Raw genomic sequence first — 26,967 nt, forward strand, 5'->3', positions numbered from 1 at the left:
GCACAATGGATTTGGCTTATACAGTCGTTGTTAACAATAATTCGCAAATCCGGTTGAATGAATATATCTGAGCAAGTAAGTTGCTCCTGCAAAGACTGCTTGAGAAAGTTTAAAACTGAATTTTGTCCCATCTTTGCAATTATTTTAGTCTGCCAGGTAAACAGATCATTTTACCTGATCCAAGGTATTGCATTATTTCTTTTATTCTATTACTGCACAAAAAAGCTTATGATTTCTCAGATAATTTTGTGACCGAAACAATTGATCCAAACTGATTTTACCAACCACAAAATTATAATCCTTGCTGTAATATTGGGAATGAATTTCCTTAAAAACAATATGTTCAAGATCAGATTTTGTATTGATTCTAAGGTACACATTCAGTGAGACATCCATTGTAAAATTTTTAGGACCTTTTTGTTCGAATTTTTTAAAAGAATATTTGTAATCATAAGAAAGGGCCGAAATATCTGAAAGGACTGCACTGCCGGTGGGGTGACTTCCGGCTCCCTTTCCCTGAAAAAATTGTTGACCACTAAATTGTCCTTCCACAATAACTCCATTAAACTCCCGATCCACTTTGTACAAGTTGTTACTTGTATTTATAAAATGGGGGATTACATAGGCTGTGATTTGATGATCATCCATTTTGCGAATGACAGGGAGTAATTTTATCTTAAGTGATTTTTCGCTGGCATACCGGATGTCATTTGCATGAAGTGAGCTGATGCCCAGATTTAGGATTTTATCAGGATGGACGATGAGTCCAAAGGCATGGAGACAAAGGATAACAGCCTTGTATTTTGGATCAAATCCCTCTACATCGCTGGTGGGATCAGATTCAGCAAATCCTTCCATTTGAGCTCCCTTTAAAGCAGTTTGGTAATCTATACCTTCGTCGATGGTTTTCGTTAGAATATAATTGGTGGTACCGTTGAAGATTCCTGAAAGCTGAAGCAAATCTTCGTTGTCAAAATATTCTTCCAACGTGCGGATGATGGGTATACTTCCACATGCTGATGCTTCGTAAAGGAGACTCAATTTTTTTTTCTGCTGTAAAGACATTAATTCCGCAAGATTCAAGGCCAGCATTTTTTTATTGGCAGTTACCACGTGTTTTCCACGCAACATGGCCAATTTGACAATTTCGAAAGCATCATTGGCGTCATCGATTAATTCAACAATTAAATCAATTTCAGGATCATCCAAAATTTCAAATTTATCATAACTGATCAGATCAGATGCTACCAATCTTTCTTTGTTTTGATGTTTGACAACTATTTTTTTGATGTTTGCCTTAAATCCAGTGCTGTGCTGGAGTGCAAAATGCAGGCCCTGACCAACACAGCCAAATCCAAATAGTCCAATATTGAGTTGTTTCATTTGTTTTGATTTTATTTTCTATGAAATGCTTGAAGGATGTCTTCCAGTATATCGTTTTCATTTTCAAGACCGACAGAAATTCTAATGAGACCATCCGTAATTCCAAGGGCTTGACGATCTTTTGAAGTCAGTTTGCAATGTGTAGAACTAGCGGGATGAGTGGCAATGGTTCTACTATCTCCTAAATTTGGAGAAATGCAAATCATTTTTAATCCGTCCATCCATCTTTGTGCTTCCAGATATCCACCTTTGAGAGAAAAAGCAAGAATTCCGCCTCCGGTTTTCATTTGTTTTTTGGCGAGATGGAATTGAGGGTGTGACTCCAAGCCAGGATAAATTGTTTTGGAAATGTTAGGGTGATTTTCAAGATTTTTCGCGACAAACAATGCATTCTGGCTGTGCCTGTCCATCCTTAATCCCAATGTTTCTAGGCTTTTGCTGATAAGCCAGGCATTGAAGGCTGAAAGACTTGGTCCTGAAATTCTTGCAAACAAATAGATTTCCCGAATCAACTCTTTTTTTCCGACCGACAAACCACCAAGGACCCTGCCTTGTCCATCCATATATTTGGTAGAAGAGTGAATCACCAGATCTGCGCCAAATTGAATGGGTTGTTGAAGATAGGGTGTTGCAAAACAATTGTCTACTACCAATAAAATCTGATGCTTTTTGGCTACTTCTGAAATGTAGGCCAGATCCAGCAACTCAATCGTTGGATTGGTGGGTGTTTCCAGAAAGATGATTTTCGTATTTGGTAGAAGGTAGTTTTCAATCTGATGGGTTTCCAGTGCATTAAAAAAGTGAGTTGTGATTCCATATTTTGGAAAATATTTGGTAAAAAGTGTATTGCTTGCTCCAAATATGGAGGCACAACTTAGGATATGGTCTCCCTGATTTAAAAGGGGAAACAAGCTGTTAAAAACGGCAGCCATTCCGGAAGAGAAGGCTATTCCGTCTTCTGCACCCTCAAGCAGACAAACTTTTTGAACAAGTTCATCTACATTGGGATTGCTGTACCTGGAGTATATGTAATCGTCATTTTCTTCATTGAAAGCCGCTCTCAATCCTTCCGCTGTTTCAAATACAAAACTTGAGCTTAGATACAGAGGTGCGGAGTGTTCTTTGAAATTAGAACGAGGTATTTGTGTTCGGATGGCGGTCGTTTCAAAATTCTTCTTTTCCATTCAGTATTAATTGTGTGGTGATTTGTGATTTTGTTTCTATGATTTTTGCAACTGAGCAATACTTATCAATGGATAAATTGATGGCATTTATGGCACTGGTTTTTTTTATAGGCCCATTCAATCTGAAAATCAGTAAAATTTTACTGAATTCTGTATGTTGCTCAATGGCAATGCGCTCTGTTTGAATTTCAACTTCAAAGGAATCGCATTCTTGTTTTTGTTTTCTCAAGATATGGATGATGTCGATGCTACTGCATCCACCCAATGCAGCAAGAACCAATTCCATCGGACGAATGCCTTGTTGATGTCCGCCAAAGGATTCCGAGGCGTCTATGAGAAGGGTGTTTCCGGTTGAATTCCTTGCCTCCAACAAGAAATCTTGATCCTGCCTTTTAATATTAATTTCTGTTTTCATGATGCTAAAAATTTTAAAACCAAACGGTTTACTTTATTTCCTTCTGTCAAAAATCCATCATGGCCATATTCTGATCGGATAATGTGCAATTTTGAATGAGCAATGTGTTTTGAAAGATATTTTTGTTCTACAACCGGAAATAATTGATCTGAGGAAATGCCAATGATCAAAGTTTTTGCCTGTATTCTTTTGAGTGCTTCTTCCATTGAATTGCGGCCCCTCCCTACATCGTGCAAGTCCATGGCAATGCTGAGTATATAATATGCTTTTCGGGTAAATCGATTGGCCAATTTAGAACCCTGATACCTTTGATACTGTAGAATGTTTTGAATAGCTTCACTTCCTTTGTAATCACGGGTTTTTTCATACATCTGATAATTTCTGTAACTCAACATCGCAATCGCGCGGGCTGTATGGATTCCCATCTCCCCGCTCTCAAGGGCCATCCTTTGTGCTTCGTTGAATGCAATGCCCCATGCAGAATGCCTTGCATTGGTGGCAATTAATACCAAATTTTGAATGGCCATGGGATCTATAATGGCCCATTCCATGGCTTGTTGAGCTCCTTGCGAGCCTCCAATCAAAAGATAGATTTTATGAATTCCCAATTTTTTTTGAAGAAGTCGATGGCATTGAACCTGATCCCTTATACTTAGTTTTTCCTGGTTGGATAATTCATTTTCGTTTTCTTGGAATTGATAGCAGGTTCCGTAACAAGAACCAAGATTGTTAGCGCAAACGATGTAATATTTTTTGGGATCCAGGATTTTACCGGCTCCAAATAGATTGGACCACCATTCAGATACATCAGAACTGGCAGTCAAAGCATGACAGACCCAAATCACCTTTGTATCGTTTCCTTTCCAGCTGCCAAAAGTATGATAAGCTATTTTTAGCTTCTCCAATTTGGATCCGTTTTCAGTCACGAAATCACCTGCTTTGAAATACCGGATATTATGACTCATTTCAAATGGTTTAATTTTTTGGTCAAGGGATACACAAGACAGGCAATACATACAGAAAATACACTCTCCAGAAATGCACACAAGCTTAGAATCATGAGAAGTATTTGAGCAGTTGTTGTATATTTTGCTACAAAACATGCCAGGATGATCACAGAAAATCCCAGTCCTATTTTGGCAGCAAATGTTTTAGGGCCCGCATCGATCGGTTTGGAGGGTATCTGAAGGCAAGCTTGGATTTTTTTTGCGACCCATCTCAATGGGCTGTATTTTCTAAGTAAAAAAGCCCTAACACCAAAATCTACCATCAAAAATGATACAGTCCAGATTGAATTCAGCCAGAAAGCTGAAATTGAAATCAATGCAACCAAAGTTGCTACCAAACGGGTCGTGTATTCATCCAAACTGTTGCCTTCAATAGGGCATTCCAAATAATTCATTTTCAAAAATTTACTTTTTTTTTGCACAAAAAAAAAGAGCCTCACAATTTGCAAGGCTCTTTTGTATTTTATATTTTTCTTTTGAAAGCTCTAATCTATAAAAACATACAAGAAGCCTGCTGTATAGCTGCACATACAACAAGACATCATCATATTATTCATAGATATATTGATTGACAATTTCATCGGGGCAAAGATATGGACAACTTGATCATTATTTTTAGGGTATCGGTATCGTTTAACATTAATTTAACCGATGGAGAATTATTTGAGTCAGAATAATTTTCGGGAATTTTATGGATCGTTTTGTAACTTGGGCCTTGAATAACAATTGTATTTTCGTTGCAATGCCTGCCAATCCATCTACTCTGGTTGTAAAAAATGAATGCAAGTTGGGAAATCGTAATGTATTCAGATTTAGCTTGTGGATGCGTCCGTTTTGTGTTATATTTTCGACACTGATGGGTATTGGTTTGTATGCACAACTCAACTATTCATTGGTACGTCAATTGGATGCAAAAGATGGATTGTCTGAAAACAAAATCACCTACTCAGCCTTAGACCATGACGGACTTTATTGGTTTGCAACTGCAGGAGAATTAAATCGTTGGGGTGGATCGAGGTTTCACTCCTTTCCAATGACAGACCAATTTGGGGTTTCATATTCCGGTATAGCTTTCAGATTGTCGGGAATCAGCGACTTTAGATTTATTAATTATTATAGCAGTGTTGATTTATCCCTTATAGGTGTTTATAATTACAAATCGGGAATACTCGAGCAAGTAGATCAAAGGGAATTTAGAGACCGGGGAGAAACATTGATAGCTATGCTGGCGGATGAATACCGCAATCCATTTTTTTTGGCAAGAGAAAATAGAAGTGATTCAGTTAGTTTGTACTATTATAATTCACGGGGTGTTTTTCAGCCTTGCATCAAGCTAGGCGTTAGAGACACGACACGAGGCTACGCAGCAGAAGTCAATAGAAATCAGCCCTATTGTGTAATGGGTGGTTATGTGTGGTATCTTTCCGATAAAAGATCCATCGTTCGGATCTCACCTGAATCAAGGCACAAAAGGGAATACACCACATATTATGAAAATGACGCCGAGAAAAAATTTGATTCATTTCGACCTTCTTATTTTATCATATCAGGTAATCAGAAATTGTATTTTGTTGATCCGACTTTGCGTAAATTGTTTTTTTACAATTGTATATATGATCGCTGGGATTTTGTTTTAAATACTCCGGAGGGAGTGGTCTTTCAGGAGGCTGACGAAAAAGGAAATCTGGCTTTCGCCGACATCAGAAACTTCCAGAATTTTATTGACCATTTGTATTTTTTTGATAAAGAAAATCAAAACATGTATGAAGTATTACCCACACCCTCTCGATACAGAGCTGTCATTTCCAATGATTTCATCAAGGGATATTTTGCCTATGGGTATGAAGGAATCGCGCAATATCGAAAGTCGGGTTCAAAGGTTAAGAAATTCCTCACTCACAAATCCGTTTACCAAAATGAAGCCAAGGAAGGTGCACTGTTTCCTACTAGAGGAATTGCATCAGTGAAAGATAGCCTCTTGATTGTATGCACCGCGTACAATGACATCATGACAGTGGATCTTATGTTGGATGCGCAGAATATTTTGCCATTTTATGATCCTAAAACCAAAGAGAGGGTAAGGGTCAGCGATGATTTTTCAAAACTGATCAGTGCGGATGAAAATTTTGTTTGGTTGGATTACAACACTTATTTTTCAAGATTGGATCTATCCAAGAGTGTCGCAGAGAAAATACTTCCAAATATATACGATTTTGTTCCGGGAAAGGATGGACAATGGTATTTATGCGGGTCAAAGGATAGAACCATTTCTGATCTATACCTTTGGACAGAGGCCACAAATCATTTGGAAAATTTAACCCGGCATATTTCGGAAGACTCTATGAAAATCAATGGCAATTCAGTGTTGTTTAGAGACAAAAGGGGTTACATCTGGGCTGGGAATCAAGCAGGAGTGCAATGGTTTGATCCTAAAAACCGGTCTTACAAGAGATTAAAATCATGGTATGGCAATACAGATTCACCTGTAAGTTGTATTGAGCAAACAGCCGATGGAACAATGTGGTTTGGGACTCTGGGCTCTGGATTGATTAAGTATCATCCGGAAAATGGAGTTCTTCAACGTTATGGTAATGCGGAGGGATTGCCCAATCAAAAAGTGGCAAGCTTGATCGCAGATAGTCTTAATTTATGGGTGGCAACCTATGATGGACTTGCTTATTATTTTATGCATAAAAATTCATTTGTTAAATTTTACAAGGAAGATGGTTTAAGTCACAATGAATTTAACCGAAGGTCTTCTTTAAAGTTAAGAGATGGCAGATTTGTCTTTGGTACCATCGATGGGATCAATGTCTTTAGGTCAGAAGATTTGTTGGGCGCAAAATTTGATAACCAAAGTAGAATTAAACCAATTGTCATCAGTCATTCAGATGGTAAAGAATTGAAGAGATATAGACTTGGGGCAGAGGATATAAAGAAACTGATAATTCCTCCCTCAAACCGGTATTGCGATTTCGAATTTTGTTTGACAGGGAGTTCTGCCGATAATCCGGCTCAACTGGCATACATGGTAGAAGGGATACACGGAAGCTGGAATTATACCAACAGCAACAGGATTGAAATTCCATGGCTTCCTTCAGGGAGACATTTGCTCAGGGTGAAAGGAGCTGATTTAATGGGAGACTGGAGCGAAGAATACACCTTGGCACTGGATGTCAGACAATACTTTTATCAAAGTTGGTGGTTTCTCAGTTTGATTTCATTGATCATCTTATTCGCAATATTTAAATACCAGAGACTTCGACATTCTAGACAGTTAGAGCACTTGAGTGCCTTGCAGTTCAAACAACTGCACGATATGAAAACGAAATTCTTTTCTTACATCACCCATGAATTCAGGACACCACTTACCTTAATTCTGGGATATGCCCAATTTGGTATGGAGACTGACAATACCGAGAGCGGACATTTTAAAAAAATTGCAGCAGCAGGTAGAAGATTGTTGGATTTGGTCAATCAAATGCTGGATTTGGCAAGGGCTGAGTCAGGAAGATTGGCCATAAAACCGAGTTCAGGCAATTTGGTTTTGTTTCTTGCGGAATGCTATTCAAGATTAGAGCCACTGGCCAAAAATAAAAATATTGCTTTCGGATTTCAATCCAATTGCGAAGAACTTATTTGTGAATTTGATCAGGACGTCTTGCAGAAAATTGTTGATAATCTTTTGACGAATGCCATCAAGTTTACACCAGAACTTGGCAAAGTCAGTCTGCAGCTACAGCTGCATAAAGATCATCCGGAGCAATTTTCAGAAAATGTGATGGCAGACATCATCGTATCGGACAATGGACCTGGTTTGTCTGATGAAGATCGTTTAAAAATATTCGAACCATTCTATCAGACCAATCGGAGTAGCCTTCAAGCCGGATCAGGCCTTGGACTTACATTGGTAAGGGAATTGGTGGATCGGACCGGTGGGAAAATTATACTGGAAAGCAAGCCCGGCAAGGGATCAAAGTTTACCATAAGATTTTATTTTCAACAAGATCCAGCCAGTCAGCTGGGTGGATCCTTGGAACTGGAACTTAATTCTGATGCATTGACTGAGCGCCCCGGTGAATTATTGGAAGAAGGAGGTGAGACTACTGCTTCGGAAGATTTGATACTAATTGTTGAGGACAACCCTGAAATCGCCGAGTATATTGAAAAATGTCTCAATGAACATTTTATGTGTCACAAGGCTGTAAATGGAAAAGATGGATTTGACAAAGCTTGTACATTGGTTCCAGACCTAATTATTTCAGACATTATGATGCCCATCATGGATGGATTTGAGTTGTTGCAAAAGCTTAAATCTGAACCCATCACAAGCCATATTCCGGTCATATTGCTAACTGCAAAAGTTCAGGCTGAAGACAGGATCAAAGGCTTAAAAGCCGGTGCCAATGCTTATTTGCCAAAACCATTTGATCCCACAGAATTGCAATTGACCGTTAGAAATCTTTTTCAACTCAAACGCGAATTCATAAGGAGATACACATCTGCTGATTTATTAAGTCCAGAAATTATAGCTGATCCACCAGAAACAAACCAGAGTTTATTGGAGGACGACTTCAGATTAAATGATCAGTTTTTCTTAAAACTTAAATCTCACATTGAAGAGAATATTTCAGAACCGGAATTAGACAATGAGGACCTGTGCAAATTTATGGGCATGTCTAAAAGTCAGTTGCATCGCAAGGTAAGTGCATTAACAGGCAACCCACCGGTCAAATTGATCAGAACCATTAGATTACAACATGCAGCAAAGCTCTTGATGCAGTCTCCGGAAATGACCATTTCTGAGATCGGTTACGCCTCAGGATTTAATTCTCCCGCGTATTTTGCCAGAGTTTTTCAGACTGAATTTGGAATGAGTGCATCAGAATACAGGGAAAGACAAGTGCAATCATATCGCTGAATCAGTTCCAGCGCAACAATTTTTGACCCAATTCAAGATTTCTTAGTTCAGTGAAGCATTCTAAATAATTGAAATTCAATTACTTTATTAAGCTGGGAAAAAAAGACAAGCAATTGGGAGAAAAGTGAAAATGGACAAGCCTATGCCGCGGGCATCTTTGTCCCTGTGATGATCAATTAACAATCTGAACAACTCAATCGAATGGAAATTATTTTTTCACTTTTAAATACAAATCATAATGCAAACAAGAATTTCAAAGCAGACTGTTTTCGAGTCAATGAAGAAAATCAATCTTCGCAAATTGAACCCAATCTCCAATGTAATGATGGGTGGAATGTGTTAAGATTTCTGACATCCTTATCCCGTCATAAACGACGGGATAAGGATTCATTGAACCCTTTGTTTGTATTCGAATTACCCGGAAGCATCGTTATATTTATCCATTTATTTGAAAAGTTGTTTTTATTTTTTGCGCATAGATAAATCATATTCAGAACAATTCGAGTCTGAAGAATAAGGTTTCGCGATGCTATTTTATAGTATAACAATTACTTTGGGCTTGCAATTGAGAATAATTATTCCTTACTAAGTTCATTCCTTTGATTCAGTTGGATTGCGACAATCCCTGGGTCAAATTTAATTTTTTTGATCAACACCCTTATCCAATTCTATTAAGCTTACGAATCGCCAAGATCTGAACCCTGGATTTTATCTATAACCAAATGCGGCTTCCGGATCCGGTCAACATGCTCATTGTAGCTATTATGTTTGTTATTTGTTACTCATTTGGAGTAATTGGAATGAGGAACGGTAAGTTGAGAAGCCCGGCTTTTATATTATTGAGCTATTTTCTACAAAAGATCTCCCGATAAATTGGTGGTTTAGATCACACCTGTCCAAAATAATTTTTACAAATCAACATTCCCACTTTTTGTCGCTCAAAAAGTGGACAAAAACGCAGCCTTTTCTAAGGCGGCATCTTCCTTGGTTCTATTAGGCTTAATTGGGTTCATTTTGCAAGGTTCTCTGTTGGGACAGATTTTGGGCGCTGTATATTGCCGCTCCATAATTTATTTTCACTATGCTAGTTTGTTTGATGGGTGCATCATATTAGTTTCAGTTAAAGGAGCGACAATATAAGGCGCTATTTCCAAAATCTGTCCTTCTTGGGCCGCTGACGAAAAGGCTCTTAATATTAATCATTAATTAGATTGAAATATCAGAAAGAATGATGGTTTTCAAGCATTTCAATGCGGCCTAGGGCTCCGTAGCTCGGGTACCCAACCAGTGAATTTCGCGGTCATGCTAAAAACTGTCTGAGCCCAACCGAGAAGCTATCCACAATGACAGAGTTGGCGAAGCGAGGATTGTGGAGCCAAGTAGGAGAAGGTAGAGGCGAGTTTTTTTAGCATAGCGAAAGAGCTGCAGTTGGGTGAGCGAGGAGTCCAGCCGCGAGTTTTCTTTGGTTACTTTCTTTTGACGGCCAAAAGAAAGTAACATACATGAAGTTTGATAAACAAAATATATTTTTTAAATTACAATAGCTGTTATGGAGGTTCAATTTTAATATATCGTTACAAAATTTGTATACACATGTAAATCAATAGCCATATTTTCAATTTAAAATTATTTTGGACAAATGTGGGTTTGGATTGAAATTTAATTTTAATCTTCGTTCTCAGAGGAAATTTCTATGGCAAGAGGATAGATTGAAAACGGGATGTGTCCGCTATTTCAAAAGCTTAGGATCGATTAGAAGATCACTGAATGGAACAATGAATTTTATTAGCCATGTTTCTGGTCTTGGAATACAAAATCCTTGTAACAGTATTGGTGAGCTGCGCCCTACATTCTATCAATGGAATTCGCAATGAAATATTTTAATATAGCGATTCTGGGTAATCAGTGAAGGGCGATTACAGGAGCTGGTATACTGTAAAAATCTACTATCTTGGGCTCCAAATGGCATTTTAATGAATTGATAATCAGCTAAATAATACCAATGGGAGAAATGTGCAATGTTTTGGGAAAAAAGTGAAAGCTGACATAGCTGCTGTGTGCCCACTTTTGTGCCAGGCAAGCGAAGTCAATTGGACTTAGCCATCTGCTAAAAATTATTTTTTCACTTTTAAATACAAATTATAATGCAAACAAGAATTTCAAAACAGACGATGTTCGAGTCGATGAAGAAAATCAATCTTCGCAAATTGAACCCAATCTCCAATGTAATGATGGGTGGAGCGTGTTAAGTTTTAAATCATCCTTATCCCATAAAAAAATATGGGATAAGGATTTTTTAGTCTTTGTAATATTTTTAAATTTATATCATGAACGACTCTGTTTTTAAATCTCTATAAAAAGTAGTTTGTATACTTTGGGCTAAAGTAAGAAGGACTATAATACGAATGGATACAATAAGCAAGAACGATGTATAAAAATCCACAGATATCTAATGAACTCAAATTCCTTTCATAAAAGCCATTTAGAATGAATCATTATTTTAATTATAAAAACCATTAAAACATGCAAACAAGAATTTCAAAACCAGTCCTTTTGGAGTTAATGAAGAAGATTAATCTTCGTAATTTAAATCCAATCTCCAACAAGATGTTGTCACCTGGTTGCTAGACGAAAGAATCCTTATCTCTCCATTGCAGGAGGGATAAGGAATTTTTAATTCTTCAGGATTGTCGAGGTGGCAATTTCAGCTATCCGATGTTTGAAATAAACTTGGATCGTGTTTACCTTAGGGTGTATAATATTTCAAAGACAAATAAATAAATGAATTGATTAATTAAAATTATTGCACACATGAAAATTTTAGGACAGCAAGAAACTGCTCAGGGTGTTAGAGATTTGATTCTTTCATCACCCATGCCAGAAGACATAAAGCAACTTTTGGTCAATGAAGAAGTAATGCGATCTCAGAGAAGTCTTTTTTTGTGTTTAGCACAGGCATTTATGAAGGCTTTTCCAGGACTCAATGAAGATCAGCAGATCAGGATTAATGCCATTATTTATCTTGGTTCTACTGGAATTTACGAAGCCGACAAAGTATATGATATTCAAATCTCCGGTGCTTCTATCCAGGAACCATTGGTTAGAAGCCATTTTTGTTTTATCGAATCTCAGCGTTTGCTTACCGGGCTATTTTCTGCAAATTCAGAATTTTGGAAGGTTTACTACAAGAGATATTGGGATCATTTCAAAGAGTTGAAGGAAAGTAAGCAAACCGACCGCAAGCTGGATTTTGATGAATACAGAAATCTGTTGAAACACAAATACTCAATGATCTATCTGATCGCCGACATCTTGTATTTTCTGACCGATCAAAAATATACAGACACCTATCTCAATCTTATCCAAGTGATGGAGTGGTTTACTGTGGGGTACAATATTCCCAATGAAATAAGGGGATTGAAAACTGATATGGACACCAATATCAACAACTATGCCTGGTGGCGCTTGAAGGAAATATTGCCTGAATTTGGAATTCAAAATGATGAATTGAGCAGTGAAGAAATGCATAAAATGATTTATCTGACCGGCCTCGCAGAAAGAATGCTAAGGGAGTCGCTGGATGCTTTTGATCAAGCCATAGCAATGGTAAGACCTTATGGACTTGAATTGTTGGAACATATCATACGAAAGAGAATTGAAAGCAACCAGCATGAAATGGAAATACTTCAGGAGGAACTCTCCTCAGTGTTTTAAAAGACCAAAAATTAGAGTAAATTATGAGTCAACATATATTATGGGTTTACGTGGGATTGTTGTCTTTTTATCACATTGGAGAATTTGTGTTGACGAAAAGGATTCATGGTAGGGCTCACTTTTCCGCTCTTTTGATTTCAGTTCCTTATTTACTGGCTCAAGCCATTGCAATTCTGGAGTATGAGTTAGGATGGAAGTATATGAATGCGTACAAAGGACTACTGATTCATTATTTGTGGCTGCCTGGATTTATCTTGTGCGTGATTGGTTTGACGATGAGATTTGCCTCCATCCTTACTGCCCAAAAATCATTTACACACGCCATTCAGATAGATCGTAGAAAGGAGCATCAGCTCATAACCACGGGTATCTATTCCTGGTCGAGGCATCCAGCTTATTTTGGGTGGTTTGTATGGGCGCTGGCATCACAGATACTTCTCTCAAATCCAATTTCATTCCTCTTATTTTGGTTTTGGTCCTGGGTTTATTTTAAAAAGAGGATTGAGTTGGAAGAGGAATATCTGTTTCGTTTTTTTGGAGATGAATATTTGCAATACAAAAGCAAGACGCCAGTAAGAATTCCTTTTATTCCATAGGCTGATGGATAAATTTCCAATGGCTTTGGATGTCTTCTCGCCGATTGAATTTTAAGGGGTTACAAATTTTTTCTGTTGATTTTGGCTGGATTTTACAAGATTGGCTATTTAAAATTGTTCAGCTCTATCCCAGGTAGAGAGTAATAATCAAGTTTTTAGAAAAATTCAGGCAGTTTATTTCCACAAGTCTTGTCCCTTATTTTGAAAGTGGGCTTAAAGTATGCAGACAAAAAGAGCCATAGTATTCAAATTTGTACAGTTCTTAATGAATCGAAATTACACGTTTTCCGTTCAAATTCTTTGTCTCTGTACTTTGTCAAATCACATTATCGGATATCCTTTCCCCACAGCTCAACCAGAGCTTGCTTGCGGCGATAATTTTTGGTGTCATACCAAAAAACCACTTTTCGAATAATTCGGTTGGCGCCATCCAAATTGATCTGTCTGCTTTTTTCGCCTTGTTTGAATTCTTGTTTTAGTTCTATCTCTTGGGTGCTGCCATCTCCAAAATGAACCACACAGCGATGCATATTGATTCCGGCTTTTTTTACACGAATTTGGAGGGCGTCAAAGAGCCCTTCTACGGCAGTTACCACAATTTCATCTTTGTCGATATCATGCTTTACCAGACGGCTACCCAGCTTGGACCATTTATCCGGACGGGCTGTACCTTGGGCATACACTTGACTGCCTAAACTGAAGAAATTCAGTAATACAATTGCAATAAAGCAAACATTAATTGTGGTTTTCATTTTTGTAATTTTTGTATTTGACGCTGTAAATTATTGAAAGTTTAAAGAAATTCAAAATATCAAAAAAAACCTTCTGGTTACACCAACCTCTCCACAATCTTTTTGACCACATCACCATCACCCATCGCATAGTAGTGGATACATGGTACGCCGGATTTTTTTAGTTCGATGGATTGTTGGAGGCACCATTCGATCCCTACTTGCCTGACCGCTTCATCGGTTTTTGCTTTCTGGACTTCTCGCACCAAATCGTAAGGAAGGTCAATGTAGAAATTTCTGGGGATTGAATTGAGTTGGTATTTTTTGGTGAGAGGTTTGATGCCGGGTACAATGGGCACATCAAGCCCTTCTGCCCGACAAAGTTCTACATATTTAAAAAACTTTTGGTTGTCAAAGAACATTTGGGTAACAATGTAATTGGCTCCTGCTTCAATTTTTTTTCGGGTAAATTTTAAATCAGACTTTAAACTGGGTGCTTCAAAATGTTTTTCAGGATAGCCGGCTACTCCAATGCAGAAATCCATGGGACTTCCATTTTCAATGTTGGGGTCGAGATAATTTCCCTGGTTGAGGGAGTTAATTTGTTTGACGAGATCAAGTGCATTATCGTGTCCTCCTGGTTCTGGAATAAATTTTTCATCAAATTTCCTGGCATCGCCCCTAAGAGCAAGTACATTGTTGATCTGCAAAAAATGTAAATCTATCAAAGCGTTTTCTGTATCTTCTTTTGTAAATCCACCGCAGATCAAATGAGGTACTGCCTCGATCTTGTAGCGATTCATCAGAGCCGCACAAATCCCTACTGTACCTGGCCTTTTGCGAATGGAAGTTTTTTCGTAATACCCGCTTGGCTGTTGTTTGTAAATGTATTCTTCACGGTGGTAAGTCACATCAATAAAGGGTGGGTTAAATTCCATCAAGGGGTCCAGCTGATCAAACAAAAGATGAATGCTTCCACCTTTGAGTGGAGGAAGAATCTCGAAGGAAACAAATGTTTTTTCTGGTGATTGTTTGAAATAATCGGTGACTTTCATGCAGTCAATCTTTTTTTGAATGTATGTAATGCATTGGGATCAATGTTGGTTTAGCTTATTTTCTTTCTCCAAAAGTAAATGGATCCTGTTATTCCAATGATCACCAACAGGAATGCGATAAATTGAGACATCGAAGGATGAAAACCCATTATCTCATATCTTGGATTTACCCTGATGGCCTCTATAAAAAAACGTTCAACTCCATTAAAAATACAGTAGATAAAGAATAGAACCCCACCATAGTGTATTTTCTTTCTCAATAGCCACAATATGATTGTAATCAGGAAGGCAAGGATCGATTCATACAAAGGGGTGGGAAATACCTTGGGTATTAGCTCGTGACAATGTCTCCAAACACAGCCTTCGATGGGTACTCCTTCATTGAGTACATTGTGAGGGTAAGAAAAGGCCCACCAACTGTCTGGAAAGATAAACCAGCCGGGTTTTGCCATTTCATTGACAATACCCCAGTCTCCATCACCACTCAAATGGCAACCCATTCTTCCAACAGCATAACCTAACATCAGGGTAGGAGCGATGGCATCGATCATGTGGATGGGGCGAAGTCCCTTGTTGTTGAGATAGCGGTACACCACGATAAATGCAAGTATGAGGCCACCGTAAATGGTAAGACCAGATCCACTAAAAAAACTGCCAATGGGATCTCTGATAAAATCACCAAAGTTTTCAAAAATAGAAAACAATTTGGAACCTACAATACCAGATATAGCGGCTAAAGCAGTGATATCATAGATACGATCTACCGGTCGGATGAACATTTCTTTTTTTCTGATTTCTTTGTCGGTTTGTTTTTGCATTTTGTACCAGTAATAAACAAAGGTCAATGCTCCTAAAATCAAACCACCTGGAAGAAATCCTTTTAATGAAAATACCGCCGCCGCCGGATCTTCCTGAAAGTTTTCAAAATCACTGATGATCAAGCCAAATTTATAGCCAATGACAAAATTGATGAAGGATTGTAAAAGAATTTCCTTCCAATCGATGGGTTTGTAGACCACAACGGTTTCCATTCTGCCTTGTAGCTGTCCGCTTAGCTCTTTTCTTATCAGCTCGTAGTACAACATCCAGCCACTACAAAATACTGCGATTCCCAACAACAAGCCAAAGGTCTTCACCACTGAAAAAGCATTGTCAGGAGAGGTTCCGAAAAGGGCATGAAGAATATAGGATAAATCGGGAAACATAATCTTACTTTTGTATATCAAGGGCTAAGGTATAGGTTTTTTATCGCATGTATGAGCCTTTTTAATTTTCACTTGAATTGCGATAAAATTTGGTTTATTTGTGGCATGAAAAAGCCAATTGGATTTGTCTTGTTTTTTTTCATTCTGAGTCATTTTGTTTGTGGACAAAGTGGTTTGGTAGCTTCGGCGGGTGCTAGCAATATGAGAACTTCTTATTCTCTGGTCAACCAATCAGGTGCCTGGAACCATGGCTGGCATGTGGGTTTAACCACACGATTGGGAAAAGATTTTTGGTATGGCAGGGTAGGACTTGAATTACACAAGGTGGGATTGGCCGGCAGCAACCGCATTGAGTTGTTTAATTCTATGCCTTCCTCCTATTTCATTAAGGCGCCTTTGCAGGTTGGTGCACGTCTGCTCAGAAGAAGTGATTTTCAGTTGAGGGCAATGGGTGGGCTAATGATTTCGTACACGGCTTATATTGAAAAAAACAATTTGGGGATAAATTACAACAGAATGAGGGACTTTACCGCAGGATTGTTGGGCTCGGCTGGAATCGACATGGGACGATTTGTTTTCGACGTCAGTTATGAATACGGCATCTCAGAACTTTATACCGGGACCAAACAGTTTGCGGACTATTGGTATGTCAGCGCAGGGTTTTTCTTTTAGTGCCCCTTAAAATTTAACCGGATATCGGGCTTCGACCTGCCCTTTCTTAATTTTCTCTAATTTTCGCTGGATTAGCTGGCGGCGTACGGTAGAAATTTTTTCGATAAAAAGTACACCATCGATGTGATCGTATTCGTGTTGAATGACCCGTGCATTCATGCCATCAAATAATTCTTCGTGCCAGTTAAAATTTTCATCCTGATAGCGCAATTTGACGCTGGTCTGTCGCCTGACATCAGCGGTTATTTTGGGAATGCTCAGACAGCCTTCTTCAAAGGCCCATTCATCACCGGTTTCTTCAAGAATGGTCGGATTAATAAATACCTTTTTCAAGCCTATGGACTCGTTTTCATCTTCGTAGTAGGGCAAGGTGTCCACCACAAAAATTCTCAGAGATTGGCCGATTTGAGGCGCAGCCAAACCGACGCCAGTGGCATGGTACATGGTGTCCCACATATCCTGAATGAGTTGTGGCAAACCATGATGATCCGAAGAGATTTCTTTGGCTCTTTCTTTGAGTACAGATTGGCCGTATAAATAAATGGGCAGTATCATGCATTAAAATTCTCCAGAGAGAACTGAAAACTTACTTAAAAGTTGAAGAAATGTATTCTTATTGTACCTGGACGATGAGAAAGGTAGCTTTGAAGATTATTGCAGCAATTGTATTTTCTCATCCATCAAATCCATAAATTCATGGAGCGATATGGGAACATTTGCTTTGTGTTTGTCCAGCAGCCAGAAAGAACGCTCATTTGCATTTTTGCGCTCGACGTAAAAACCACCCCAATCCCCTGCATCGGGAGTTCCGATCATTCTGTCTTTGATTTGTAGCAGAGTGTCCGGAAATTTATCGGCAAGATCCTTGACCTGCTCAAATTTTTCGCGGGTCAGTTTAAAATAATTTCCAGGGTAAAAACCATCACTATTAGGGTATAAATCATTGCTGTCTTCGTATAGCGATGTGTCAGTTAGTTTGAAAATTTCAATGCACTTTTCACCTCCGCAAAATCCAAAATAATGCCCAAAGATAAGATAATCGGAATTGGAAGCGGCATCATTGCTTTTTGTACAAGACCAACTTATGGCGATCAGAATGACGAATAAAAATTTATTGTATTTCATAAAGAGCATTGATTTAAAGGAACCTTGTTAATTTAAACGAAAGTGAGCGGGGATTCATTATAGCAGGAACGTTGAAAATAGAATTTTGTAAATATTTTCTCATTGTTTGATTCTTTCTATTTTTAGTCTCGACAGGGCGACTTTTATTACAGTTTTGATCGTCCGCTGAATATGTGCAGAGGCTCCCACCAATTGTACCTGGGGCTGGGCCGAAAGCATGGAATGGCTGCGTGCCCAAAGCATTTGACAGAGTCCCAAGTGGAGTATATGTATGCGTTAGCAAAGAAACCTCGTCAAAGAATAGCTGGTCTTCATGCATTATTTAAGGATAATTTTCTTGTTCAGTCAAGCTTTTGCTGTTTTTTTTGTTTCAACACAAAATATTTGGAATAAGATACAATTTTTTCAAATCAAAAAATTTTGATAAAAATTTAAAGCCAAGAAAAAATTCGGATGGAAGATACGGTCTATCACATTTCTGGACAGATTTTTATTTAAGGCTTATCCTCATTTTTGATATCCCGATACTTATATTTTCAAATAGTTCCTTACCGTCCCAAATGAACCAACAAAACGGAGATATCCGCAGGAGATACACCGCTGATCCGGCTGGCTTGACCAATGGTGATGGGTTTGATCTTAGACAATTTGGTTTTGGCTTCATTGGAAAGCGCATTGATTTTGTGGTAATCGTATTCAGGATTGATTTTAACGGCTTCCAAACGATTCATTTTGTCCACCAATTCTTGTTCTTTGCGAACATACCCTTCGTATTTAATATTGATTTCAGTGGCCTGAAGCGATTCTGCATCAGCCTGAGCACAGCACTGGTCCAGTGCAGGGAGGTAGTTGCGCAGTGAGGCCAGTTCGACGTTTGGGCGGCTAATCAGTTGGGCAATTCTTGTTTTTTGGTCAATCGGGCTGCTGTCAATTTCTATTAGATAAGCATTGACCTGATCGGGATCTGCGCTGTTGTTCTGAGTGAACTGGCTGATCTGATGGATCCAATCCTGTTTTTGATGCAATCTTTTTAGTCTGGCCTCCATATGCTCCATACTTATTTTATCGGCAATGGGCGTCAATCGGAGATCTGCATTGTCTTGTCGCAATAAAATACGGTATTCTGCCCTGGAGGTAAACATCCGGTAAGGTTCTTCCGTACCCTTATTTACCAGATCGTCGATCAGTACTCCGATGTAGGCATCTGATCTTTTGAGGATCAATGGTTCTTTTTCCTTCACCCTGAGCGATGCATTGATACCGGCCATCAATCCCTGACAGGCTGCTTCTTCGTACCCTGTCGTACCATTGATCTGTCCGGCGAAATAAAGGTTTTGGATCAAATGGGTTTCAAGACTCAATCCCAACTGCGTCGGTGGAAAATAATCATACTCAATGGCATAACCCGGCCGAAACATTTTAACGTTTTCAAGCCCGGGAATCTTTTTGAGCGCTTTGTATTGTACTTCTTCCGGCAAAGATGATGAAAATCCGTTGAGATAAATTTCCTGGGTATCCCAACCCTCGGGTTCGACGAACAACTGGTGTCTGTCCCGGTCAGAGAAGCGATCTATTTTGTCTTCGATGCTAGGGCAATACCTCGGTCCTAGTCCCTGTATTCTACCTGCAAACATAGGGCTTCTGTCAAAACCTGTTTTAAGAATATCGTGTACTTCCTGATTGGTATAGCTGATATGACAAGGCAACTGCCTGTCCGGAAGCTGGGTCTGGGTATAAGAAAATCGTTCTGCTTGCTGATCGCCCTCCTGGACTTCCATTTTGGAATAGTCGATGCTTCTTCCATCCAATCTGGGAGGAGTTCCAGTTTTCATCCTGCCCGCTTCAAATCCCAACTCAACCAATTGTTCGGTAATCCCTCTGGCAGCACTTTCTCCAGCTCTACCACCTCCCAATTGTTTTTCGCCTATGTGAATTAATCCGTTGAGAAAAGTGCCATTGGTTAAAATGACCGTTTTTCCAATGATTTCAACACCCATTCCCGTTCGGATACCCACGACCCTGTTGTCTTTAATCATTAGACCACGCACCATGTCTTGCCAAAAGTCAATGAGGGGGTGGGCTTCGAGCAATTGACGCCATTTACGCGCAAACAACATCCGGTCGCTCTGTGCCCTAGGGCTCCACATGGCAGGACCTTTTGATCGGTTGAGCATGCGAAACTGGACCATGGTCTCATCTGTGACGATCCCCGAATATCCGCCCATTGCATCAATTTCTCGAACGATCTGTCCTTTGGCGACACCGCCCATTGCAGGATTGCATGACATTTGTGCAATGGTTTGCATATTCATGGTCACCAGCATCACCCGACAACCCATGTTGGCTGAAGCCGCTGCCGCTTCGCAACCTGCATGGCCGGCACCTACAACAATGACATCATAGTCTGGAAACATAAGGGAAGAAACGGTAAAAGCAAGAATGGGTTTAACTTTGATGATTCTAACTTGTTGATTTAGCCTTATTCAGTTAATTTTGTTGGATTAAATGAGCACTCCTCTCAGACAAAACTTGTCATTGCGCGCGCAGCGATTGTTGCTGATCGTTGCCATTTTAATGATGCTTGTCAAACTGTTTGCCTGGTATCTCACTTCTTCAGTAGCGGTAATGTCTGATGCCCTGGAAAGTCTGGTCAATGTGACCGCAGGTTTTTTGGGGTATTACAGTTTGATTTTGTCTGCAAGACCCCGAGATGAAAATCACCCGTATGGACATGGCAAAGTAGAATTCATCAGTTCCGCAGCTGAAGGAGTCATGATCGCCATGGCAGGTCTTTGGATCATATTTGAATCGATCAGATCTATTTTATGGACCCAGGAAGTGAGACAGCTGGACTTGGGCATCTTTTTAATGGTATTTGCAATGGTGGTGCATTGGGTTGTTGGTGAGTATTGCATTAAGGTAGGGAGAAAAAATCACTCCGTTGCTCTTTTGGCCAGTGGAACCCATATACGATCTGATGCAATTACCTCATTAGGGATTGTCATCGGTTTGTTTTTGGTGTGGTGGACTGGAATTGATCTCATTGATGCCTTTGTAGCCATTCTGTTTGCAGTGTTTATTTTGATCTCTGCGTTGAAAATAATTCGAAAATCCATTTCCGGCATCATGGATGAAGTGGATCTCGTGATGATTAATGACCTAATAGACGTTCTTCATACCAATCGGAGAAAAAATTGGATAGACATTCACCATCTAAGAGTCGTTAATTATGCAGGTTTTATGCACATTGACTGTCATTTGACCGTTCCAAGATATTTCACCGTGGAGGAGTCTCACGAAGAAATCGAAATGCTTCATCAGATTTTGCATCATCATTTTGAAGGCCGGATAGAAATGTCCATTCACACGGATCCATGTATCTCGTCCCAGTGTGGGATTTGTTCGAAAGCGGATTGTCCCATAAGAAGTTCGGAATTTAAATTCCATCATAAATGGGATATGGCCAGTATTACCCAAAACCAAAAACACCAATTTGATGGTTAGCATTTACAGGTATTGCCGCATTCATCCTTTTATACATTCGGTTGTTAGATGAAAATGCGTTTTTTTCATAAATGGATTGCAGCTTGCATCGCATTAATTTGGCTGATCCTGGTGTTTGCTTTTGATATGGTGAGAACTCCATCAGAAAGGCATTATTCAAAGCAAATACTTCAAATGAGGGAGCAGTTGAATACAACCAGAGAACAACTTGATTCGCTTGATGCAGGACTTGCCATTCATCGAATCCATACTGCCAGAATTGCATTGAAAAAGATTGACTTTTGGCTTCGATATCTTGAACCAATCTCTTATAAATTAATCAATGGTCCGCTGCCCTTAGAATGGGAGACGGAAGTTTTTGAAAAATTTGAAAAGCCTTATGCACGTTATGGTGGTGGATTGACACTGGCAGAAAACTATCTGGAAGAGGAGGAATTTTCTGCAGATTCTTTGCACCATTTATTGGATACGGCCTTAAAAACCTGTGATGTTTTTTGGCATGATTCGATCAGGGTATTTTTAAGAACGCCGGATGCTTTTTTCTATGCACAGAGATTGTTTTTATTAAATCTGGCCGCCATTTATACCACTGGTTTTGAATGTCCGGATACATCCAGAATTATTCCTGAATTAAAAATTCTTTGCAATTCAGTTGCTGAAATACATGAAGCCCACAATGTCAGCTTTCCAGAGTTTTCATTAACCGACTCTTTTAACCTTGTTTATCGCTCAATGTTGGTTTGGTTGTCACAACAATCAGATGTTTGGAGTAAGTTTTCTCACTTTATGTTCATTCGCGATTATGTGGAACCTTTATTTGGCTTGAATCAACGGATGATTCAGAAATACAGAATGAGGTCGTTCAGTTTTAATGATTATTCTTTAAGCAAGAAGGCAGTGTCGATATTTGACAAACGACTTTATGAAGCCCAGGATGACATGGGGGTTTTTCGTCCGGCCAGATTGGAAGAACAAAAACGGGAAATCATTGCCCTTGGAAAATTGCTTTTCTACGATCCCATTTTTTCTTCCAACAATCAACGGGCCTGTGCTTCTTGCCATGTTCCATCAATGTTCTTCACAGATACAACAGTACAAAGTGCCTTGAAATTTGATCGCAGAAGTCGATTGGAAAGAAATACTCCTTCGTTGCTGGGAAGCATTCACCAGCATTTGTTGATGCACGATGGCAGACATTTTAATCTGGTGAAGCAGATGAAAGAGGTAGTATCCAATCCCGAGGAACTCAAGGAAGATACCTTGCGACTGGTCAGAAAGATCATGTCTATTCCTGAATACGCTTTAAAATTGAAATCGGTAGCCTCCTTTACTTCCATCAAGAAACCATCTTTTGAACACCTTACCGGAGCTATTTCGATGTACCTGGGGCAGTTTGTATATGAAAACTCGGCCTTTGACCGAATGATCAGAAACGAAGAAAAACCGGATGAGCTGGCGGTTCAGGGATTTAACTTGTTTATGGGTAAAGCGCAGTGTGGAACCTGTCACTTTCCCCCACAATTCGGAGGGGTCAAACCACCTTATGTGGGTTCTGAGTTTGAAGTACTCGGAGTTCCTGCGGACACTTCGTTTCAATCGGTGAGCAGGGATTCAGGGAGGTATCATTTTCATCCATCCAAGGAAACCTTTAGAGCATTCCGAACACCAACGGTTCGCAACAGTCATCTGACCAAGCCCTATATGCACAATGGGGTATTTTGGAGTTTGGAAGAAGTGGTGGACTTTTACAACAATGGTGGAGGTCAGGGAAGGGGCTTGATACTCGATAACCAAACGCTCTCTTCAGATAGTTTGAAATTGACCAGATCAGAAATGAATGCCTTAATTCATTTTATGCAAACCTTGGACGAGAAAATTGAAACTGGAGTTCCACCCGATGCATTACCTTTATCTAAAAATAAGAAATACCAACATAGGAAAGTTGGAGGAGAATATTAAGCGATCCGATGAAAGAGAAAATGATTACTGGTTTGATTTTATTGTTCAGTTTCTTAAGCTGTAAACCTAGAATTTATTATCCCTTACCGGAAAATGCATCTGCCAACAGCAAAAAAGTCATGCAGGAATATTTTAACCAAGGTAAGGATCTTTATAAAATAAATTGTAGCAGCTGCCATGGCATTTATTCAAGAGCCAGGGACAACTCACCGGATTTTACCAACCAGCAATTAGACACCTATCTCTCAAAATTAAAAATGGAGTCTTCTGACCAGCACAGCATGACGGAGCACATTAGTTACAACGACATGGAAGCCATTCTTCATTTTTTAACGTATAAACGAGTGAGGAAGTAAATATGGCTTTCAGGATGTTTTGATTTCCCCAATAAAGGCATCCAAACTAAATTGAGAATTTGGCTTTGATACAAAAAAGTTTTTCATCACTTAAAAATATTCACAATTTTAAAATCACGAAAAAACATGAATGATGTGAATTCATGCTTCAGGGATTGAACTTTGAGAGTTATAATACGTTTATTATTGGTTTTAACCAGTCTTTGGTTTGAAACCACTTTTCATTCTTTTTTAATGGCATCGCAATGATAAAAGACCACTCTTTTTTGTCCAACGCACACCCTTCCTACATAGAAGATCTCTATCAAAAATGGTCCAAAGATCCTGAAAGTGTGGACTTTGAATGGTCCAGATTTTTTCAGGGCTTCAACATGGGATTGGGTCAATCCGAAAACAATCATAAACCGGAATTTCTCCCAAAAGAATTGTCCGTATTTGCGCTGATCGAAGCATACAGACAACGAGGACATTTATTGTCAGACACCAATCCAATCCGAACCAGAAAAGATCGAAAACCGGGTCTTTCGATTGGGGATTTTGGTTTATCAGAATCTGATTTGAAGGAGGAATTTATTGCAACATCCGTCCTTCTAGGAAGAAAAGGTACCCTGGCTGAATTGATTGCACAATTGCGTAAAATTTATTGCGAAAAAATTGGTTTTGAATATCAATACATCGAAGATCAAAAAAAGTACCAATGGCTAAAAAAAGAAATAGAATCCAGAAAAGACAGCCTTGATTTTGGATTGAACTTGGATAGAAAAAAGGGGATTCTGAAAGACTTGAATGGCGCAGTTATTTTTGAGAAATTTTTGCATACTAAGTACGTAGGTCAAAAACGCTTTTCTTTGGAGGGTGGTGAAAGCACCATACCTGCCTTACACACCATGATTCAGGAAGGTTCAGAACTCGGTGTTGAAGAAGTGGTCATTGGCATGGCTCACCGTGGTCGTTTGAATGTATTGGCCAATGTATTGGGAAAGACTTACGAGCAAATATTTAGTGAGTTTGAAGGAACGGCTGTTCCGGATTTGAGTTTTGGTTCGGGAGATGTAAAATACCATTTGGGCTTTTCTTCTCAAATAAAAACTGAGATGGGAAAAACAATCCAGCTAAAACTTGCTCCCAACCCATCTCATCTTGAATCCGTCGATCCTGTCGTAGAAGGATTGGCCAGGGCCAAAGCAGATCTCTTGTATAAATCGGATTACGACAAAATTTTGCCGATTTTAATTCACGGAGATGCTGCAGTTGCAGGGCAAGGAGTGGTCTATGAGACCTTGCAAATGTCACAACTCGAAGGATACTATACGGGAGGTACCATCCACTTTATTATCAACAACCAAATTGGCTTTACCACAGACTTCGAAGATGCCCGATCTTCAACATACAGCAGCAGCGTGGCAGCAATCGTCCAGGCACCTGTTTTTCACGTCAACGGGGATGATCCGGAGGCTGTGGTCTATGTTGCTGAGCTTGCTTTAAAATACAGGCAAGAATTCAATACCGATGTTTTTATCGACATGGTGTGCTATCGCAGACATGGACACAACGAAGGAGATGATCCTAAGTTTACGCAACCTTCCATGTATCATATTATCAGCCAGCATCCCAATGTGAGGGATCAATATATATCCGTTTTGAACGGCAGGGGAGAATTAGAAAAAAAGATGGCGGAAGATCTTGAAAAAGAGTTTTGGGAAGTTCTGCAATTGAGGCTCGATCAGGTAAAAGAGAAGCCGCTACCGTATGCTTACCAGGAACCTGAGCTTGCCTGGAAAAACTTAAGAAAAAATGTAAGAGAATATTCAGAAGAAGACCAGCCGGTGACTGGAATTCAGATAGATGATATAAAAATTCTCTTCTCAAAAATTTTGAACATCCCCAAAGATTTTCGACCACTTGCTAAAGTCGAAAAAATATTAAAACAATGGAAATCCTTAGCCGAAAAGGAATTGTGCGATTGGTCGATGGCAGAGACTTTGGCCTATGCCAGTCTCCTTTCAGAAGGAAAAAATGTTAGGCTTTCAGGCCAGGATGTGAAGAGAGGTACTTTTTCACACAGACACGCCGTGTTGTTTGATGAGAAAAATAATCTTGAATACAATCGATTGAATCAAATTTCAGAAAACCAAGGGAAATTTTTGATTTACAATTCTCTTTTGTCTGAATTTGCCGTCTTGGGTTTTGAATATGGATACTCTCTGGCTACACCCAATCATCTGGTGATCTGGGAAGCGCAATTTGGAGATTTTTCCAATGGAGCCCAGGTTATTTTTGATCAATACATTGCCTCTGCAGAACTCAAGTGGAGTCGCATGAGCGGATTGGTTTTGTTGTTGCCACATGGTTATGACGGACAGGGGCCTGAACATTCATCTGCCCGAATGGAGCGATATCTGCAAGCCTGTGCAGAATTCAACATCATTGTCGCCAATGTTTCAACACCCTCTAATTTTTTTCACCTGATGCGCAGACAACTTGCATTTAATTTCAGAAAACCTTTGGTGGTGATGTCACCCAAATCCCTTTTTAGACATCCTGAATGTATGAGTTCGCTAAATGAGTTTGGTCCGGATACCAAGTTCAAAGAAATCATGATAGATCCAATCGCGGATCCAAAGTCCATTGAGAAAATTTTGTTTTGTTCTGGCCAGGTGTATTACGATTTAAAAAGAATCAAAGAGAAAGACAAAAAAGAAAATATTTTGCTCGTGCGCTTGGAACAACTCTATCCTTTCCCAACAACAGCAATTAAAGAAATTCTTCATCAATATCCAAAGGTAGAATCGCGTTGGGTCCAGGAAGAACCACTTAATATGGGTGCAGCAGCCCATGTGCGCTCGTGGTGGCCAGGTGTTTCGCTCACCGTTGTCGCAAGACCAGCCAGCGCATCTCCTGCAGTTGGATATAAGAAAGTCCACGAGTCACAACAGGAAGAAATTCTCTATAAAGCTTTTATGTAATGCAAGCTTGAATTCTTGCAATTGGGTTGGATCAGGCGCGATAAAGACAAGGCAAGACAAATATTCAGCTTAACAGGTAATGAGAATGCTTTTCAATAAAATTTTCCTCTGGTGGAAGTCTCCGAAAACAATCCTATTTTTTAATATCAAAGGATTTCATTTTCCAATTTATTT

Annotated in this window: 19 protein-coding genes; 8 read left to right on the forward strand and 11 right to left on the reverse strand. The window is 39.3% G+C overall.

What is annotated here, in order from left to right:
• Positions 1 to 201 precede the first annotated feature (201 nt).
• The 5 genes from IPM48_08090 to IPM48_08110 are packed head-to-tail and all read right to left on the reverse strand — an operon-like array spanning position 202 to position 4,384.
• A complete protein-coding gene (locus IPM48_08090) occupies positions 202 to 1,383 on the reverse strand; it encodes a homoserine dehydrogenase (protein ID MBK9271544.1) in 1,182 nt (393 codons plus the stop codon).
• Between the two features lie 11 nt (positions 1,384 to 1,394).
• Entirely contained in the window at positions 1,395 to 2,567 is a 1,173-nt protein-coding gene (locus tag IPM48_08095) for an aminotransferase class I/II-fold pyridoxal phosphate-dependent enzyme (protein ID MBK9271545.1), read from the reverse strand.
• On the reverse strand, positions 2,548 to 2,982 hold the full coding sequence (locus IPM48_08100) for an OsmC family protein (GenBank protein ID MBK9271546.1): 435 nt from the start codon (positions 2,980 to 2,982) through the stop codon (positions 2,548 to 2,550). Before IPM48_08100 ends, IPM48_08095 begins: the two co-directional genes overlap by 20 nt.
• A complete protein-coding gene (locus IPM48_08105) occupies positions 2,979 to 3,947 on the reverse strand; it encodes an alpha/beta fold hydrolase (GenBank protein MBK9271547.1) in 969 nt (322 codons plus the stop codon). The genes IPM48_08100 and IPM48_08105 overlap by 4 nt, the downstream gene beginning before the upstream one ends.
• Positions 3,944 to 4,384: a DUF4395 domain-containing protein gene (locus IPM48_08110; protein MBK9271548.1), complete on the reverse strand. Its 441-nt coding sequence runs from the start codon at positions 4,382 to 4,384 to the stop codon at positions 3,944 to 3,946. Before IPM48_08110 ends, IPM48_08105 begins: the two co-directional genes overlap by 4 nt.
• 296 nt (positions 4,385 to 4,680) lie before the next feature.
• Here IPM48_08110 and IPM48_08115 point away from each other — a divergent pair, with 296 nt between their 5' ends.
• From IPM48_08115 to IPM48_08125, 3 genes are all read left to right on the forward strand, one after another.
• A complete protein-coding gene (locus IPM48_08115) occupies positions 4,681 to 8,910 on the forward strand; it encodes a response regulator (protein ID MBK9271549.1) in 4,230 nt (1,409 codons plus the stop codon).
• Between the two features lie 2,811 nt (positions 8,911 to 11,721).
• On the forward strand, positions 11,722 to 12,624 hold the full coding sequence (locus tag IPM48_08120) for a hypothetical protein (GenBank protein ID MBK9271550.1): 903 nt from the start codon (positions 11,722 to 11,724) through the stop codon (positions 12,622 to 12,624).
• A 23-nt stretch (positions 12,625 to 12,647) separates the two neighbouring features.
• Positions 12,648 to 13,220, forward strand: coding sequence for an isoprenylcysteine carboxylmethyltransferase family protein (locus tag IPM48_08125; GenBank protein ID MBK9271551.1), 573 nt, complete (start codon positions 12,648 to 12,650; stop codon positions 13,218 to 13,220).
• Between the two features lie 326 nt (positions 13,221 to 13,546).
• Here IPM48_08125 and IPM48_08130 read toward each other — a convergent pair whose 3' ends face one another.
• The 3 genes from IPM48_08130 to IPM48_08140 all read right to left on the reverse strand — a co-directional run bounded on the left by IPM48_08130 (position 13,547) and on the right by IPM48_08140 (position 16,211).
• Positions 13,547 to 13,972, reverse strand: coding sequence for a hypothetical protein (locus tag IPM48_08130; protein MBK9271552.1), 426 nt, complete (start codon positions 13,970 to 13,972; stop codon positions 13,547 to 13,549).
• Between the two features lie 77 nt (positions 13,973 to 14,049).
• On the reverse strand, positions 14,050 to 15,006 hold the full coding sequence (locus IPM48_08135) for a methylenetetrahydrofolate reductase (GenBank protein MBK9271553.1): 957 nt from the start codon (positions 15,004 to 15,006) through the stop codon (positions 14,050 to 14,052).
• 50 nt (positions 15,007 to 15,056) lie between these two features.
• The gene (locus IPM48_08140) at positions 15,057 to 16,211 is read right to left on the reverse strand and encodes a prolipoprotein diacylglyceryl transferase (protein MBK9271554.1); all 1,155 of its coding nucleotides are present in this window, start codon (positions 16,209 to 16,211) and stop codon (positions 15,057 to 15,059) included.
• A gap of 105 nt (positions 16,212 to 16,316) precedes the next feature.
• Here IPM48_08140 and IPM48_08145 point away from each other — a divergent pair, with 105 nt between their 5' ends.
• On the forward strand, positions 16,317 to 16,883 hold the full coding sequence (locus tag IPM48_08145; protein ID MBK9271555.1) for a hypothetical protein: 567 nt from the start codon (positions 16,317 to 16,319) through the stop codon (positions 16,881 to 16,883).
• Between the two features lie 6 nt (positions 16,884 to 16,889).
• Here IPM48_08145 and def read toward each other — a convergent pair whose 3' ends face one another.
• The 3 genes from def to mnmG all read right to left on the reverse strand — a co-directional run bounded on the left by def (position 16,890) and on the right by mnmG (position 20,422).
• On the reverse strand, positions 16,890 to 17,438 hold the full coding sequence (gene def, locus IPM48_08150) for a peptide deformylase (GenBank protein ID MBK9271556.1): 549 nt from the start codon (positions 17,436 to 17,438) through the stop codon (positions 16,890 to 16,892).
• Between the two features lie 96 nt (positions 17,439 to 17,534).
• Positions 17,535 to 18,008, reverse strand: coding sequence for a hypothetical protein (locus IPM48_08155; GenBank protein MBK9271557.1), 474 nt, complete (start codon positions 18,006 to 18,008; stop codon positions 17,535 to 17,537).
• Between the two features lie 548 nt (positions 18,009 to 18,556).
• Positions 18,557 to 20,422: a tRNA uridine-5-carboxymethylaminomethyl(34) synthesis enzyme MnmG gene (gene mnmG, locus IPM48_08160; protein MBK9271558.1), complete on the reverse strand. Its 1,866-nt coding sequence runs from the start codon at positions 20,420 to 20,422 to the stop codon at positions 18,557 to 18,559.
• Between the two features lie 91 nt (positions 20,423 to 20,513).
• Here mnmG and IPM48_08165 point away from each other — a divergent pair, with 91 nt between their 5' ends.
• The 4 genes from IPM48_08165 to IPM48_08180 all read left to right on the forward strand — a co-directional run bounded on the left by IPM48_08165 (position 20,514) and on the right by IPM48_08180 (position 26,793).
• On the forward strand, positions 20,514 to 21,512 hold the full coding sequence (locus IPM48_08165; protein MBK9271559.1) for a cation transporter: 999 nt from the start codon (positions 20,514 to 20,516) through the stop codon (positions 21,510 to 21,512).
• Between the two features lie 54 nt (positions 21,513 to 21,566).
• Entirely contained in the window at positions 21,567 to 23,471 is a 1,905-nt protein-coding gene (locus IPM48_08170; protein ID MBK9271560.1) for a cytochrome C peroxidase, read from the forward strand.
• Between the two features lie 8 nt (positions 23,472 to 23,479).
• Complete coding sequence (locus IPM48_08175; protein MBK9271561.1) at positions 23,480 to 23,827, forward strand: cytochrome c; 348 nt, start codon at positions 23,480 to 23,482, stop codon at positions 23,825 to 23,827.
• Positions 23,828 to 24,075: 248 nt separating this feature from the next.
• The gene (locus IPM48_08180) at positions 24,076 to 26,793 is read left to right on the forward strand and encodes a 2-oxoglutarate dehydrogenase E1 component (GenBank protein ID MBK9271562.1); all 2,718 of its coding nucleotides are present in this window, start codon (positions 24,076 to 24,078) and stop codon (positions 26,791 to 26,793) included.
• The last annotated feature ends 174 nt before the right edge of the window (positions 26,794 to 26,967 follow it).

The organism is Saprospiraceae bacterium (assembly GCA_016715965.1).
Taxonomy (GTDB): domain Bacteria; phylum Bacteroidota; class Bacteroidia; order Chitinophagales; family Saprospiraceae; genus Vicinibacter.

What these genes read in the sequence shown, in the direction of transcription:
- IPM48_08090 (MBK9271544.1), bottom strand. Translation starts at nt 1,383, where the DNA reads ATGAAACAACTCAATATTGGACTATTTGGATTTGGCTGTGTTGGTCAG.
- IPM48_08095 (MBK9271545.1), bottom strand. Translation starts at nt 2,567, where the DNA reads ATGGAAAAGAAGAATTTTGAAACGACCGCCATCCGAACACAAATACCT.
- IPM48_08100 (MBK9271546.1), bottom strand. Translation starts at nt 2,982, where the DNA reads ATGAAAACAGAAATTAATATTAAAAGGCAGGATCAAGATTTCTTGTTG.
- IPM48_08105 (MBK9271547.1), bottom strand. Translation starts at nt 3,947, where the DNA reads ATGAGTCATAATATCCGGTATTTCAAAGCAGGTGATTTCGTGACTGAA.
- IPM48_08110 (MBK9271548.1), bottom strand. Translation starts at nt 4,384, where the DNA reads ATGAATTATTTGGAATGCCCTATTGAAGGCAACAGTTTGGATGAATAC.
- IPM48_08115 (MBK9271549.1), top strand. Translation starts at nt 4,681, where the DNA reads ATGGATCGTTTTGTAACTTGGGCCTTGAATAACAATTGTATTTTCGTT.
- IPM48_08120 (MBK9271550.1), top strand. Translation starts at nt 11,722, where the DNA reads ATGAAAATTTTAGGACAGCAAGAAACTGCTCAGGGTGTTAGAGATTTG.
- IPM48_08125 (MBK9271551.1), top strand. Translation starts at nt 12,648, where the DNA reads ATGAGTCAACATATATTATGGGTTTACGTGGGATTGTTGTCTTTTTAT.
- IPM48_08130 (MBK9271552.1), bottom strand. Translation starts at nt 13,972, where the DNA reads ATGAAAACCACAATTAATGTTTGCTTTATTGCAATTGTATTACTGAAT.
- IPM48_08135 (MBK9271553.1), bottom strand. Translation starts at nt 15,006, where the DNA reads ATGAAAGTCACCGATTATTTCAAACAATCACCAGAAAAAACATTTGTT.
- IPM48_08140 (MBK9271554.1), bottom strand. Translation starts at nt 16,211, where the DNA reads ATGTTTCCCGATTTATCCTATATTCTTCATGCCCTTTTCGGAACCTCT.
- IPM48_08145 (MBK9271555.1), top strand. Translation starts at nt 16,317, where the DNA reads ATGAAAAAGCCAATTGGATTTGTCTTGTTTTTTTTCATTCTGAGTCAT.
- def (MBK9271556.1), bottom strand. Translation starts at nt 17,438, where the DNA reads ATGATACTGCCCATTTATTTATACGGCCAATCTGTACTCAAAGAAAGA.
- IPM48_08155 (MBK9271557.1), bottom strand. Translation starts at nt 18,008, where the DNA reads ATGAAATACAATAAATTTTTATTCGTCATTCTGATCGCCATAAGTTGG.
- mnmG (MBK9271558.1), bottom strand. Translation starts at nt 20,422, where the DNA reads ATGTTTCCAGACTATGATGTCATTGTTGTAGGTGCCGGCCATGCAGGT.
- IPM48_08165 (MBK9271559.1), top strand. Translation starts at nt 20,514, where the DNA reads ATGAGCACTCCTCTCAGACAAAACTTGTCATTGCGCGCGCAGCGATTG.
- IPM48_08170 (MBK9271560.1), top strand. Translation starts at nt 21,567, where the DNA reads ATGCGTTTTTTTCATAAATGGATTGCAGCTTGCATCGCATTAATTTGG.
- IPM48_08175 (MBK9271561.1), top strand. Translation starts at nt 23,480, where the DNA reads ATGAAAGAGAAAATGATTACTGGTTTGATTTTATTGTTCAGTTTCTTA.